Annotated in this window: 14 protein-coding genes; 8 read left to right on the forward strand and 6 right to left on the reverse strand. The window is 54.3% G+C overall.

All coding sequences use genetic code 11. The features are described from left to right. Nucleotides 1–74 precede the first annotated feature (74 nt). The 4 genes from fabI (at nucleotide 75) to pdeR (ending at nucleotide 6341) form a co-directional block, all read left to right on the forward strand. A complete protein-coding gene (fabI, locus tag ACOTXF_RS00080; protein WP_003856831.1) occupies nucleotides 75–863 on the forward strand; it encodes an enoyl-ACP reductase FabI in 789 nt (262 codons plus the stop codon). 154 nt (nucleotides 864–1017) lie between these two features. Continuing rightward, a complete protein-coding gene (locus ACOTXF_RS00085) occupies nucleotides 1018–2004 on the forward strand; it encodes a CMD domain-containing protein (protein WP_047745708.1) in 987 nt (328 codons plus the stop codon). A gap of 88 nt (nucleotides 2005–2092) precedes the next feature. Continuing rightward, entirely contained in the window at nucleotides 2093–4027 is a 1935-nt protein-coding gene (locus tag ACOTXF_RS00090) for an exoribonuclease II (protein WP_008501220.1), read from the forward strand. Nucleotides 4028–4349: 322 nt separating this feature from the next. Further along, nucleotides 4350–6341, forward strand: a complete 1992-nt coding sequence (gene pdeR / locus ACOTXF_RS00095) for a cyclic di-GMP phosphodiesterase (RefSeq protein ID WP_047745706.1) — start codon at nucleotides 4350–4352, stop codon at nucleotides 6339–6341. Here the strand turns inward: pdeR and ACOTXF_RS00100 are convergent. Further along, a complete protein-coding gene (locus ACOTXF_RS00100) occupies nucleotides 6338–7207 on the reverse strand; it encodes a crotonase/enoyl-CoA hydratase family protein (RefSeq protein WP_008501218.1) in 870 nt (289 codons plus the stop codon). The genes pdeR and ACOTXF_RS00100 overlap by 4 nt on opposite strands. 193 nt (nucleotides 7208–7400) lie before the next feature. On the opposite strand from ACOTXF_RS00100, the gene ACOTXF_RS00105 reads away from it, so the two are divergent. The 3 genes from ACOTXF_RS00105 to osmB all read left to right on the forward strand — a co-directional run bounded on the left by ACOTXF_RS00105 (nucleotide 7401) and on the right by osmB (nucleotide 8858). Further along, nucleotides 7401–7583 (forward strand): hypothetical protein, encoded by a 183-nt coding sequence (locus tag ACOTXF_RS00105; protein WP_021240294.1) that lies wholly within the window; start codon nucleotides 7401–7403, stop codon nucleotides 7581–7583. 44 nt (nucleotides 7584–7627) lie between these two features. Then, entirely contained in the window at nucleotides 7628–8380 is a 753-nt protein-coding gene (locus tag ACOTXF_RS00110; RefSeq protein WP_021240295.1) for a DNA-binding transcriptional regulator YciT, read from the forward strand. A 259-nt stretch (nucleotides 8381–8639) separates the two neighbouring features. Then, nucleotides 8640–8858 carry an osmotically-inducible lipoprotein OsmB gene (osmB, locus tag ACOTXF_RS00115; protein ID WP_008501216.1) on the forward strand — a complete coding sequence of 73 codons (219 nt, stop codon included), beginning with the start codon at nucleotides 8640–8642 and terminating at the stop codon, nucleotides 8856–8858. A gap of 105 nt (nucleotides 8859–8963) precedes the next feature. On the opposite strand, the gene yciH is transcribed toward osmB, so the two are convergent. The 5 genes from yciH to pgpB all read right to left on the reverse strand — a co-directional run bounded on the left by yciH (nucleotide 8964) and on the right by pgpB (nucleotide 12613). Further along, entirely contained in the window at nucleotides 8964–9290 is a 327-nt protein-coding gene (yciH, locus tag ACOTXF_RS00120; RefSeq protein ID WP_008501215.1) for a stress response translation initiation inhibitor YciH, read from the reverse strand. Beyond that, nucleotides 9290–10027: an orotidine-5'-phosphate decarboxylase gene (pyrF, locus tag ACOTXF_RS00125; protein WP_025913077.1), complete on the reverse strand. Its 738-nt coding sequence runs from the start codon at nucleotides 10025–10027 to the stop codon at nucleotides 9290–9292. The genes yciH and pyrF overlap by 1 nt, the downstream gene beginning before the upstream one ends. Nucleotides 10028–10212: 185 nt before the next feature. Next, nucleotides 10213–11382, reverse strand: a complete 1170-nt coding sequence (gene lapB / locus ACOTXF_RS00130) for a lipopolysaccharide assembly protein LapB (RefSeq protein WP_023617208.1) — start codon at nucleotides 11380–11382, stop codon at nucleotides 10213–10215. A gap of 6 nt (nucleotides 11383–11388) precedes the next feature. Beyond that, nucleotides 11389–11697, reverse strand: coding sequence for a LapA family protein (locus ACOTXF_RS00135; protein WP_232926610.1), 309 nt, complete (start codon nucleotides 11695–11697; stop codon nucleotides 11389–11391). A gap of 148 nt (nucleotides 11698–11845) precedes the next feature. Further along, nucleotides 11846–12613, reverse strand: coding sequence for a phosphatidylglycerophosphatase B (pgpB, locus tag ACOTXF_RS00140; protein ID WP_232926608.1), 768 nt, complete (start codon nucleotides 12611–12613; stop codon nucleotides 11846–11848). A gap of 196 nt (nucleotides 12614–12809) precedes the next feature. On the opposite strand from pgpB, the gene ribA reads away from it, so the two are divergent. Beyond that, nucleotides 12810–13400 (forward strand): GTP cyclohydrolase II, encoded by a 591-nt coding sequence (ribA, locus tag ACOTXF_RS00145; protein WP_008501210.1) that lies wholly within the window; start codon nucleotides 12810–12812, stop codon nucleotides 13398–13400. The last annotated feature ends 32 nt before the right edge of the window (nucleotides 13401–13432 follow it).

Here is a 13432-nt window from a genome sequence, read left to right on the forward strand (position 1 = left end):
AATGATTTTGAAATACTGCCTGTAACACTATGAATTACAAGGCAAAATAAGCAATGAATATAAGGATTAAAGCTATGGGTTTTCTTTCCGGTAAGCGCATTCTGGTGACTGGCGTTGCCAGCAAACTGTCCATCGCATACGGCATCGCACAGGCAATGCATCGCGAAGGCGCTGAGCTGGCGTTCACCTACCAGAACGACAAGCTGAAAGGCCGTGTTGAAGAGTTTGCCGCGCAGCTGGGTTCCAGCATTGTTCTGGAATGTGACGTTGCACAAGACGAAAGCATCGACGGCATGTTTGCTGAACTGGCAAAAGCATGGCCGAAATTCGACGGTTTCGTTCACTCCATCGGCTTCGCGCCTGGCGACCAGTTGGACGGCGACTACGTGAACGCGGTAACCCGTGATGGCTTCAAAATCGCGCACGACATCAGCTCCTACAGCTTCGTTGCGATGGCGAAATCCTGCCGCGCGATGCTGAACCCGGGCGCAGCCCTGCTGACCCTGTCCTACCTGGGCGCAGAACGTGCGATCCCTAACTACAACGTTATGGGACTGGCTAAGGCGTCTCTGGAAGCCAACGTACGCTACATGGCGAACGCAATGGGTCCTGAAGGCGTGCGTGTTAACGCCATCTCTGCGGGTCCTATCCGCACCCTGGCCGCTTCCGGTATTAAAGATTTCCGTAAAATGCTGGCACACTGCGAAGCGGTTACCCCGATTCGTCGTACCGTTACCATTGAAGATGTGGGTAACTCTGCAGCATTCCTGTGCTCTGACCTTTCTGCAGGTATCTCCGGCGAAGTGGTTCACGTTGACGGCGGCTTCAACATCGCTGCAATGAACGAGCTGGAAATTAAATAAGTTATGACTCTCTTCCCGCCCGGGAAGAGAGTATTTCCCCCCGCGTCACCCCTTCGTTATTCCGTTCTGCTATTTGTTATCACCTAACAATATTTTTCCCTTTATCAGCCTTACGCCAGGATATTGATCGCCATTTTGAGATCAAGGAACGCACATGGAACAACGCCGTTTTTCCGGCAAAGGCCACTGGTATCATGAAACCCAGTCAAACCACGCGCAGACGGATGTTCTGCCCCTGGTGCCCGAAGCCGCTAACGTCGACGATCGTTTTTTGCTCGATTTAGCCCTGCCTGATGAGATTGTCGCCGCCTGTTCTGGCTGGCTTACCCCTGCCAGAGCCTTATGCCACCAGCTGTTTCCGCTCTCAATTCCCGTGAACCGACTGCATACGCTCAGCGCTTACGATCGGCTCAGTACCGCGCTAACGGTCGCTCAGGCCTGCGGCGTTCAGCGGCTCTGTAACCACTACGCCGCCCTCCTCGCCCCGCTTCCCGGCCCGGACTCCTCGCGCGAAAGCAACCGCCGCCTGGCGCAAATCACCCAGTATGCCCGCCAGCTCGCCAGCTCACCTGATGTCATTGATGATAAAGCCCGGAACCAGCTTGATGAGGTGGGCCTGTCCACGTACGACATCGTGGTGATTAACCAGATTATCGGCTTTATCGGTTTTCAGGCGCGCGTGGTCGCGATTTTTCAGGCGCTGTTGGGACACCCTGTTCGCTGGTTGCCGGGGCACCATATTCAGCCGCACACGCTTCCCGCGAGCCACGATGCGTGGATGCCGCTTTTACCCGTCGTCGAGCTGCGCTACGCGAATGCGCATCAGCTGGAGTCCCTCTCCCGCTGGCAGGCCGAATCCGCGCTCGAGGCGTTGACGCCGGTGCTTTGTCATGAGCCGACGCTGCTCGACCTGACCGGAGAAATCCTGTTAAACAGCCGCGCGGAGATCCCGCAGACGTCACCCGCACTTTCGGCAGCGGTCGAACTGCTGACCCGCTCGCCAGACCGCTTCAGTGCCGCGCAGTTTACCCCGCTCACGGATCAAGGATTCCAGGGCGAATATGCCATCACGCTGCTTACCCAAAGTGCGTTTGATGGCTGGCTTAATCGTCTGAAAGTGGCGTTTGGTAAAGAGGAATAACCACACTCATTACCCAAAGACCGCTTGCTGAGACAGTGAGAATCGCGTAAAACTGTCAGCCGCTCAATGGCTACGAAAATAGAACATTATGTTTCAGGACAACCCGCTGCTAGCGCAGCTTAAACAGCAACTGCATTCCCAGACGCCGCGTGCAGAAGGGGTCGTAAAAGCCACGGAAAAGGGCTTTGGCTTCCTTGAAGTTGACGCGCAGAAAAGCTACTTCATTCCGCCACCGCAGATGAAGAAAGTGATGCATGGCGACCGCGTCATGGCCGTCATTCATACCGAAAAGGAACGTGAGTCCGCCGAGCCGGAAGAACTGATCGAACCGTTCCTGACCCGTTTTGTGGGTAAGGTGCAGCGAAAAGACGATCGTCTTTCTATCGTGCCGGATCACCCTCTGCTGAAAGATGCCATTCCCTGCCGCGCCGCCCGTGGCGTTGAGCATGATTTTAAAGAAGGTGACTGGGCCGTAGCAGAAATGCGCCGTCATCCTCTGAAGGGCGATCGCGGTTTTTATGCGGAACTGACCCAGTTCATTACCTTTGGCGCCGATCATTTCGTGCCATGGTGGGTTACGCTGGCACGCCACAATCTTGAAAAAGAAGCGCCGAACGGCGTGGCAACCGAGATGCAGGACGAAGGTCTGACGCGTCGCGATCTCACCGCGCTGGAGTTTGTCACCATCGACAGCGCCAGCACCGAAGATATGGACGATGCGCTGTACGCTGAAGAGAGTGCCGACGGCAAACTGCACCTGACCGTTGCCATTGCCGATCCCACCGCCTGGATTGTTGAAGGCAGCAAGCTTGACGAAACGGCGAAAATCCGTGCGTTCACGAACTACCTGCCGGGCTTCAACATCCCAATGCTGCCGCGTGAACTGTCAGACGATCTCTGCTCGCTGCGTCCGAATGAAGTGCGTCCGGTCCTTGCCTGCCGCATGACCATTGCCGCGGATGGCGCGATTGAAGACGATATCGAGTTCTTTGCTGCCACCATCGAGTCGAAAGCCAAGCTGGCCTACGATAACGTCTCCGACTGGCTGGAAAATACCGGTAGCTGGAAACCGGAATCAGACGCCATTGCCGCGCAGATCCGTCTGCTGCATCGCATCTGCCTGAACCGCGGCGAGTGGCGTCAAACCCATGCGCTGGTGTTCAAAGATCGCCCGGATTATCGCTTTGTTCTGGGTGAGAAAGGCGAAGTGCTGGATATCGTGGCCGAGCCGCGACGCATTGCGAACCGCATCGTTGAAGAAGCGATGATTTCCGCCAACATCTGTGCCGCACGCGTGCTGCGCGACAAGCTGGGCTTTGGCATTTACAACGTTCATACCGGCTTCGACCCGGCGAATACCGAAGCGCTGGCAGCCCTGCTGAAGAATCACGACGTGCACGTCGATCCGGAAGAAGTGCTGACCCTGCCGGGCTTCTGCAAGCTTCGCCGCGAACTGGACGCGCAGCCATCGGGCTTCCTGGACAGCCGCATTCGTCGCTTCCAGTCCTTCGCTGAAATCAGCACCGAGCCTGGCCCGCACTTTGGTCTCGGCCTCGAAGCCTATGCGACCTGGACGTCACCGATCCGTAAGTATGGCGATATGGTTAACCACCGTCTGCTGAAAGCAATTATCAAAGGCGAAACCGTTGCCCGCCCTCAGGAGGAGACCACGCTGCAGATGGCCGATCGTCGCCGTCTGAACCGCATGGCAGAACGTGACGTTGGCGACTGGCTGTACGCGCGCTTCCTGCAGGATAAAGCCGGTACGGATACCCGTTTCGCCGCCGAGATCATTGATATCAGCCGCGGGGGGATGCGCGTCCGTCTGGTCGATAACGGTGCTGTCGCGTTTATTCCGGCGCCATTCCTGCATGCTGTTCGTGATGAAATGGTCTGTAGTCAGGAAAACGGTACGGTGCAAATTAAAGGTGAAACAGTTTACAAAGTCACCGACGTGATTGACGTCACTATCGCTGAAGTCCGTATGGAAACCCGCAGTATTATCGCGCGTCCTGTCGCCTGATAACCTGTTCAATTGTCGGTCATTTCCTTTCCGGAAAGGCCGACAATTTTTCTTTTTATCCCCGCCACAAAATCATTATTTTTTCTTACTATTTTCAATCTCCCCTCGCCCAAATTCGCCATAATTATATACAGTAAAAGAGTGTTGTTATATTCGGTTACGTGAATTTTTATACGCTCAGTATCCTTTTAAATCTGACTCGTTTTATTATAAGAATTCAGGGAAAAACAATAAGTTCACTTCGGTTTTGCCGCTGCTTCTCAACGGAAAAGTCGGCTGCAAATGAATAATTGGTGCGCGACTGAACAGCTGCGGGAGAAATATGATGGACGATCTGGAGCAGAATTTGCTGTTTCGCTACATGGGAACCCACAGCCCATGGTGGCGCTTGTCAGCTGACAGCAACGCTCTGCACCTTGCCGCCAGTGAAAATGCCGATGTCACTCAGGTGATTGCGCTGGACGACGATCAGGCCGATCTCATCCGTCATTTAACCGTTATTACCTCCAGCATTTCCATGACGCTCTCGTTATTCGGGGAAGATGTCCCGGTTCACCTTGTGGGCCGTAAAATTACCCGTAACGAGTGGGCCGGTACGGCTTCCGCCTGGAACGATACGCCCTCCGTGGCGCGCGACCTGGCTCAGGGACTCTCTTTTGCGGAACAGGTGGTGTCAGAGGCTAACTCCGTGATTGTTATTCTCGATCAGAACGGCAATATTCAGCGTTTTAACCGATTGAGCGAAGAGTATACCGGCCTCAAAGAGCAAGAAGTGATTGGCCAGAACGTGTTTAAGCTCTTTATGAGCCGAAGCGAAGCGGCTGCCTCAAAACGCAATATTACCGGTTTCTTCCGCAACGGCAGCTCCTACGAAGTCGAGCGCTGGATCAAAACGCGTAAAGGGCAACGACTGTTTCTGTTCAGAAACAAATTCGTTCACAGCGGCAGCGGTAAAAATGAAATTTTCCTTATCTGTTCCGGTACTGATATTACCGAGGAACGCCGCGCTCAGGAGCGGCTGCGCGTGCTGGCCAATACCGATACCATCACCGGCTTGCCAAACCGCAATGCGATCCACGACCTGATCTCTGACGCCATCAGTCACCGCGGCGACACGCAGGTTGGCGTGGTGTATCTCGACCTGGATAACTTTAAAAAGGTCAACGACGCTTACGGGCATATGTTTGGCGATCAGCTGTTACAGGCTGTGGCGCTCGCCATTTTGAGCTGTCTGGATGAGGGACAGGTGCTGGCACGACTTGGCGGAGATGAGTTTATCGTCATGGCCACCCATACCTCTCAGGGTTCTCTGGAAGCGATGGCGTCGCGCATTTTAACCCGCCTGCGCCAGCCGTTCCGAATCGGCCTGATCGAAATTTACACCGGCTGTTCCCTGGGGATCGCCCTCGCCCCGCAGCACGGTAACGACCGGGAAAGCGTCATTCGTAACGCCGATACCGCCATGTACACCGCTAAAGAGAACGGCCGTGGCAAGTTCTGCGTCTTCTCGCCCGAGATGAACCAGCGCGTGTTTGAGTATCTCTGGCTGGATACCAACCTGCGTAAGGCGCTGGATAACGACCAGCTCCTGATCCACTACCAGCCTAAAATCACCTGGCGCGGCGAGGTCAGAAGTCTTGAAGCGTTGGTCCGCTGGCAATCGCCCGAACGCGGGTTGATCCCACCGCTGGAGTTTATCTCTTATGCCGAGGAGTCAGGGTTGATTGTGCCGCTGGGCCGCTGGGTGATGCTGGATGTGGTTCGCCAGGTAGCGAAATGGCGCGATAAGGGAATTAACCTGCGCGTGGCCGTGAACGTCTCTGCGCGTCAGCTGGCCGACCAGACTATCTTTAGCGACTTAAAGCAGGCGCTGAATGATCTGAACTTTGAATACTGCCCGGTCGACGTCGAATTAACCGAAAGCTGTCTCATCGAGAACGAAGAGCTGGCGCTCTCCGTGATCCAGCAGTTCAGCAGGCTGGGGGCGCAAATTCATCTCGACGATTTTGGTACCGGCTACTCCTCCCTTTCTCAGCTGGCCCGCTTCCCTATTGACGCCATAAAACTCGATCAATCGTTCGTCAGGGATATTCATAAGCAGTCCATCTCCCAGTCTCTGGTGCGCGCCATCGTCGCGGTGGCGCAGGCGTTAAACCTGCAGGTGATTGCCGAAGGGGTGGAAAATGCAAAAGAAGACGCCTTTCTGACCAAGAACGGCGTCAACGAACGGCAGGGTTTTCTGTTTGCTAAGCCGATGCCCGCTGCCGCATTCGAGCGATGGCTAAAACGATATCAGGCGCGGAAACAGCATTAACTGGCTTTACGCAACCCCGCCGCGTGATGGCGGTTTTGCAGCATGACCAGACGCTCCATGTAGGCGATATCTTTCGGTTCCAGGCAGAAAGCCGCGTCTACCCAGTCTTCCGTGATGTCCATCAATTCACTGCGCGGCAATTGCAGAACGCGCGTACGGGCGCGCAGCATCGCTCTTACGCCATTCAGTTTTGGCCGTAGCGTGTCGATGAAGGTTCGTGTGGAGACATAGCTTTGTCCGGGTTCAAACAGGAGATCCACCAGGCCATGTTGTTCGTACCATTCCGCTGTATGGGATTCCCCCTTGTAGATGAGTTCCTCCGCCAGCTTCATTCCTGAACGGCGAGCTACCAGGGAATATCCCCCCATGCCCGGGAACAGGTTAAAAGCAATCTCGGGAAAACCTAAACGTGCATCGCGCTGCGCCAGAACGAAATGGTGCGCAAGAGCGGCCTCAAACCCGCCCCCTAACGCGCTGCCTTCGACCATGGCCAGCGAGATGGCCCCCGTATCAAACCCCCGGGAGGCCGCATGCACGCAATCGACACAGGCGCGCGCATAGGCCCGTAACGCTTCACGTCGACCGTGCTGAATGCACTCGACGAAAAACTGCAGGTCACCGCCCACATTGTACATCTCAGGCACCAGCGATCCGGTCACCCAAAAATCGACCGCAAAACCAGACTGGCGGACGAGCCATGAAAGGTTCATGATCTCCTCTATTAACGCATGGTTGAAGCAAGGACGTGGCTGAGCCCGCAACATCATCCAGACTGTATGTCGCTCTGCCTCGTAATAGCCTGACAACTGGGTGAACCGTTCAGTATCGGTAAACAGTGTGCAGGTAGGCTGATTGATAACTGTCATAGTCTAATTCCTCTTATAAAAAAGCGCGTTGCGCGCAGTTTTAGACTAATCCACTCAATAAGCCCGCAGCATGAGGGGGAATAATTTTATCACTTCCGTTTATGTAATTTGGTTATTGCATTTTTTCCCTTCTCTTTTGAAGCCAATTTCTGCATCATTGAAAATATTAACTTTTCGCGCCTGGGGTGAGATTATGTCAACTATTGACGCACAAGCTGTAGCACAACGAATTGATACCGTGCTGGATATCCTGGTGGCGGGCGATTATCACTCTGCTATCCGTAATCTTGAGATCCTGAAGTCTGAACTTCTTGCTCAGAATGGCGCTGACGATGCGCCCGAAAACAGACAGCCAAAAGCGCCGTGGGAAGTTTAACCCCCACCGTTTCCGACCTCGTTTCGCTTTATTAAATGGATGCTATGAATTCCCGACAACAACTCATTTTGCAGATGGTCATCGATCAGGGACGCGTAAGCGTAGTCGATCTCGCTAAAACCACTGGCGTTTCTGAAGTCACCATCCGTCAGGATCTTAATCTGCTGGAAAAACAGAGCTACCTGCGTCGCGCGCACGGCTATGCGGTCCCGCTGGACAGTGATGACGTTGAGACGCGCATGATGAACAACTACGCGCTCAAACGTGAACTAGCGGAATTTGCTGCGTCCCTGGTGAACAACGGCGAGACCGTCTTTATTGAAAACGGCAGCAGTAATGCCCTTCTGGCGCGAACGCTTGCCGATCAAAAAGACGTTACCATTATCACCGTCAGCAGCTATATCGCGCATTTACTTAAAGAGACGCGCTGCGAGGTGATTCTGCTGGGCGGCATCTATCAGAAAAAAAGTGAAAGCATGGTTGGCCCGCTGACCCGTCAGTACGTCCAGCAGGTTCATTTCAGTAAGGCCTTTATCGGGATTGACGGCTGGCAGCCGGAGACAGGCTTTACCGGCCGGGATATGATGCGCTCTGACGTGGTGAATGCCGTACTGGAAAAAGAGTGCGAAGCCATTGTGCTCACCGACAGCTCTAAATTTGGTGCCGTTCACCCTTACACGATGGGTCCCGCTTCACGCTTTAGCCGCGTGATTACCGATGACCGTTTGAGCGAAGCGCATCGCAATAAACTCGAAGAGAGCGGTTTGATCGTCAATATTATTAAAGCCAGCGCCTGATTTCCCTCCGCGCCCGTATTTCGGGCGCACATGTCTTTCTCTGAGATGATTCTTAACCCTGCTTTAAGAGTTTTTACCTGTTTAACCTGCCCTAAAGTCGTAAAATTACTATTAGCGATATAACAGGAAGTGACTATCACCTGCGTGATGAAGTAACGCCTGCGCGACCAGCTTTCACGGGGAAAAGAATTAAGTATTCGATTAGTCTATACTTAACGTGTACATCTTTCCGTGAATCGATAATTCAGGAGAAAGTATTATGACCTTAACCAGCAAAAAATTAGCCGCCGCTGTTCTGGCAATCACTGTCGCTATGTCCCTGAGCGCATGCTCTAACTGGTCTAAACGTGACCGTAACACCGCGATTGGTGCCGGTGCCGGTGCTCTCGGTGGTGCAGTATTAACGGATGGTAGTACGCTGGGTACATTAGGTGGCGCTGCTGTCGGTGGTATTATCGGTCACCAGGTTGGCAAATAACTATTATCTAAGCCTTCCTCGATATTGCGATATTTAAACGCATTTCAGGTCTGACATACGCACGTATATAACACGAGCCACGGCATTTGCCGTGGCTCATTTATTTTAGCCGCCTGCCAGTTTGACTTTCATGCCTTTGGCTTCGAGCAGTGATTTAATTAAATCACGTTTATCACCCTGGATTTCGATAATGCCGTCCTTCACGGCCCCGCCGCATCCACATTTCTTTTTCAGCTCGGCAGCCAGCTTTGTCAGTTCAGCATCATCCAGATCAATACCGGAAATAAGGCAGACCCCTTTCCCCTTACGTCCGCTGGTCTGACGCTGAATGCGCACGATACCGTCCCCCTTAGGACGTTCCACTTTCGTTTTCGGTTCATCGATACGCCCGCTCTCGGTTGAGTAGACCAGACGGCTGTTGGAATCAGTCATTACGCCCCCTTGTTCAGCGATGCGTTGATAGCCTTAAGCGTCTCTGCCGGGTTTGCAGACTGCGTCACCGGACGCCCGATAACCATATAGTCAACGCCCGCAGCCAGCGCCTGCTCAGGCGTCATGATGCGGCGCTGATCGCCCACGTCGCTGCCCGCAGGACGGATACCCGGCGTAACGAGTTTAAAATCCTGGCCCAGCGCTGATTTGAAACGTACCGCTTCCTGCGCGGAGCAGACTACGCCATCCAGGCCGCACTGCTGCGTCAGACGCGCGAGACGTTCGGCATGTTCCGCAGGTGACAACGTCACGCCAAGGTCGCGTAAATCATTTTCGTCCATACTGGTCAGCACGGTGACGGCGATAAGCAGCGGCGCGTCGTTACCGAACGGCAGGAGCGCCTCACGGGCAGCGGTCATCATTCTTGCCCCACCCGACGCATGGACGTTGACCATCCATACGCCCAGCTCGGCGGCTGCAGCAACGGCGTGGGCCGTGGTGTTCGGAATATCATGGAATTTGAGGTCGAGGAAAACGTCAAAGCCGCGCTGTTGCAGATCGCGAACGATTTGCGGTCCAAACAGCGTGAACATCTCTTTGCCAACTTTCAGGCGGCAATCGCGAGGGTCGATACCGTCGACAAACGCCAGTGCAGCGTCACGCTTATTGTAATCAAGCGCAACAACAACAGGAGAATCCGTAATTACGCGGGAAGTGGAGGATGTAACAGACGTCATGACCAGCCCTTTTCGTCTATGGGCGCGCAGCGGCGCGGAACAGATAAACGGCCAGCATTCTACCTGCCGACGCCGCAAATTGACAGAATCCATTTATCTGCCTGCCAGGCCGGCAAACCGCACGGTGCTCAGAAAACGTTAAATACCATCAGTATGTTGTAACTAAAATGAAGGCTTTTAAAAAATTACTGCCCGTCCAGGCCGCGGATGGGCTTGATGGTGGACCAGGCCCGGCAGGACGGACAATGCCAGTAGAGCGTGTAGGCGGTAAAACCACACTTCTGGCAACGGTAGCGCGGTTTGCTGCGCACCTGCTCGCCAACCATGTCGCGCAGCACCATCAGGCTCTCTTTCGCGCGCCCTTCTTCCGCGTCGTTCAGGTGGTAATCCATCAGCTTATGGAAGACCCGCATGGTCGGATGACGCTGAAGCTGTCGGGTGATATAGACCTGCGCGGTGTCGCCCCCCTCATACTGCTCAACAACGTCAGCAAGCATCAGTTCCGCGGTTGCGCCGGTATTCTCTTCCACGCAGCGACGCAGAAATGCCACCCACTCTTCCCGCTTGTCCAGCTGTTGATAGCAGGTTTGCAGCATTTCCAGCGTTTCACTGACCAGCTCTTTGTCCTGGTCGATAACCCGCAGCAGGCTTTCAACGGCTTTGGCGTAGTCGCCATTCGCCATAAAAACGCGCCCCATCATGATGGAGATACGGGCGCTGTTGCGGTCCGCGGCGGCACCTTTCTTCAGCAACGCCATGGCTTTGTCCATGTCGTCATTGCCCATCTGCTGAAGGGCAAGCTCACAGTAGAAATGGGCGATCTCAACGCGCTGCTTATCTTTACCCAGCTTCACCAGACGTTCAGCCGTATCAATGGCTTTCTGCCAGTCGCTGGTGGCCTGATATATCTGCAGGAGCTGTTGCAGCGCGCCGATGCGGAAATCTGTTTCATCCACCAGCTGTGCGAACATATCTTCCGCGCGATCGTACAGCCCCGCAGCCATGTAATCTCGTCCCAACTGCTGTACGGCCAGCAGTCGTTGATCGTAGGTCAGCGAGGCGCTTTCCATCAGGGTCTGGTGAATGCGAATGGCGCGGTCAACCTCGCCGCGCGAGCGGAACAGGTTCCCCAGGGTAAGATGGGCTTCAACGGTCCCCGTATCCTCTTTCAGCATGTCGAGGAACAGGTCTACCGCTTTGTCCTGCTGATTGCTCAGGAGGAAGTTCACCCCCGCAACGTAGTCGCGGGAGAGCCGGTTGGCCTCATCCTGTTTTGTTTGTTGCGCACTTCTGCGGCCCATATACCAGCCATAGGCTGCGGCGACAGGCAAAAGCAGAAACAACAACTCCAGCATCGTCGATTATTCCTTCACGACCGGCACGCCAGAGCTTTCCGGCATGTCGGACGCAGGCGCAATGTGATGTTCGAGTCGTTTGATTTTACGTTCAGCGCGCGCAAGCGAAACACGGACTTTTAACCAGAACAAACCGCAAACCAGCCAGCCAGTGGCAAAGCCTGCAGCAAATAAGACCGCGAGCAGGCTCGACACGCGATACTCGCCCTGAGCCAGCAGATAGTTAAACGTCACCTGCTGATCGTTTTGTGCACCCAATGTGACTGAAATGACAAAAATCGCCAATACCAGTAAGAAAATGAGTAAATATTTCACATTACTTCCCGTTATGTGGTTCAAGCGAATAAAGTATGTTCAACTTACCGCAATCAGCCTTATAAACTACCATTTTAGTGACGGGCGCGAAATGGAAAAAGTGACGCGCCAGTCATGGATCTATGGGCAAAATGCGCAATATCAACCTTCAGGCGTCCGTTTGGTCCCTTTCGGCTATTTCTTCTTTCTCTTCCGGCGGTGGCGTTAGCGGGCCGCAGAATCGTTCAGCCAGCCAGGTCGCCAGCATCACCAGCATCCACGAAATGAGCGTGGCGACGACCAGGTCCCGTGGCCAGTGCATCCCCAGCAGTAAGCGGCTGCCCATCACTCCCGTCGCCCAGACCAGTAAAATCACGATGGTGACCGTTCGACGTCTAGGCCAAAGCAGCCCAACCCCCAGCAGCGCCCAGCTGGCCGCAAACATGGTGTGGCCGGAGGGAAACGCGAACCCGGTCTCTTTCTGCCAGTGTTTACGCAAGAATTTCGGGATATCCTGCTGTTCCGCAAGCTGTTCTTTCACCAGTGCGCCACGATCTTTACGCTTTAAAGTGTAGAACTCATCCACCGGAACATGGTGCGTTTTTTCCAGCCAGACGACAAAAGGACGCGGCTCCTGAACGCGATCTTTCACCCAGGATTTTACGCCCTGACCGATAAGGATAGCGCCGCCGAGGATCGCAAAGAGCATTAGCGCCGCGCGCAGACGAAAGCGCAGGCACCACAGAAACCAGGCGCACAGGAGGACGTGGGTGATAATTCCCCAGGGCTGGGTGACCGTTTCCGTAATCCAGTATAACGTTTTCAGCCACGAGGCGTTCTGCCCGGGCTGCCACATCCACCCTGAAAGCCATACGGCCAAAGGCATAATCAGTAAAATGGCCGCACCTGCTGCCGTACGTCTGGCGATTGAATGCATGTCTTCTCCTTTTTGCTAAGCGTCACAATCATAACTGAAATTTGTTCGCTGGGTGGAGATGTCGGATCGTGCTTTTAACGGCCATATCGCATGGTGCCCATTAGGCGAACCTGCTGAGCTTGTGGCAAAATAAACTGATACAGAAAGCAAAACAGGGCACAGGCACGAAACGTGTCAGCCTACTCTGGAGAATCACATGCAGCTTAAACGTGTGGCAGAAGCCAAACTGCCAACCCCATGGGGCGATTTCCTGATGGTGGGTTTTGAAGAACTGGCAACCGGACAGGATCATGTCGCACTGGTGTATGGCGACATTTCAGGGCAGACGCCGGTGCTGTCCCGCGTCCATTCAGAGTGTCTCACCGGCGACGCGCTGTTCAGCCTGCGCTGTGATTGCGGTTTCCAGCTGGAAGCGGCCCTTTCTCACATTGCTGAAGAAGGCCGCGGCGTGCTGCTTTATCACCGTCAGGAAGGGCGTAACATTGGTTTGCTGAATAAAATTCGCGCCTACGCGCTTCAGGACCAGGGCTACGATACGGTTGAAGCCAACCATCAGCTCGGTTTTGCGGCTGATGAACGTGACTTCACCCTGTGCGCCGATATGTTCAAGCTGCTGGGCGTAGACGAAGTTCGTCTGCTCACCAATAACCCGAAAAAAGTGGAGATCCTGACCGAAGCCGGGATCAACATCGTTGAACGTGTACCGCTGATTGTCGGCCGTAACCCGAAAAACGCCCACTACCTCGATACCAAAGCCGCCAAAATGGGCCATCTGCTGAAAGAGTGATATAAAAGCCCGGCACGCGTGCCGGGCTCGTT

This window comes from Enterobacter cloacae complex sp. IR53041 (assembly GCF_049238285.1).
In the GTDB taxonomy this organism is placed as follows: Bacteria; Pseudomonadota; Gammaproteobacteria; order Enterobacterales; family Enterobacteriaceae; genus Enterobacter; species Enterobacter roggenkampii.

Coding starts and splice junctions, on each gene's coding strand:
- fabI (WP_003856831.1), top strand. CDS start 75: ATGGGTTTTCTTTCCGGTAAGCGCATTCTGGTGACTGGCGTTGCCAGC.
- ACOTXF_RS00085 (WP_047745708.1), top strand. CDS start 1,018: ATGGAACAACGCCGTTTTTCCGGCAAAGGCCACTGGTATCATGAAACC.
- ACOTXF_RS00090 (WP_008501220.1), top strand. CDS start 2,093: ATGTTTCAGGACAACCCGCTGCTAGCGCAGCTTAAACAGCAACTGCAT.
- pdeR (WP_047745706.1), top strand. CDS start 4,350: ATGATGGACGATCTGGAGCAGAATTTGCTGTTTCGCTACATGGGAACC.
- ACOTXF_RS00100 (WP_008501218.1), bottom strand. CDS start 7,207: ATGACAGTTATCAATCAGCCTACCTGCACACTGTTTACCGATACTGAA.
- ACOTXF_RS00105 (WP_021240294.1), top strand. CDS start 7,401: ATGTCAACTATTGACGCACAAGCTGTAGCACAACGAATTGATACCGTG.
- ACOTXF_RS00110 (WP_021240295.1), top strand. CDS start 7,628: ATGAATTCCCGACAACAACTCATTTTGCAGATGGTCATCGATCAGGGA.
- osmB (WP_008501216.1), top strand. CDS start 8,640: ATGACCTTAACCAGCAAAAAATTAGCCGCCGCTGTTCTGGCAATCACT.
- yciH (WP_008501215.1), bottom strand. CDS start 9,290: ATGACTGATTCCAACAGCCGTCTGGTCTACTCAACCGAGAGCGGGCGT.
- pyrF (WP_025913077.1), bottom strand. CDS start 10,027: ATGACGTCTGTTACATCCTCCACTTCCCGCGTAATTACGGATTCTCCT.
- lapB (WP_023617208.1), bottom strand. CDS start 11,382: ATGCTGGAGTTGTTGTTTCTGCTTTTGCCTGTCGCCGCAGCCTATGGC.
- pgpB (WP_232926608.1), bottom strand. CDS start 12,613: ATGCATTCAATCGCCAGACGTACGGCAGCAGGTGCGGCCATTTTACTG.
- ribA (WP_008501210.1), top strand. CDS start 12,810: ATGCAGCTTAAACGTGTGGCAGAAGCCAAACTGCCAACCCCATGGGGC.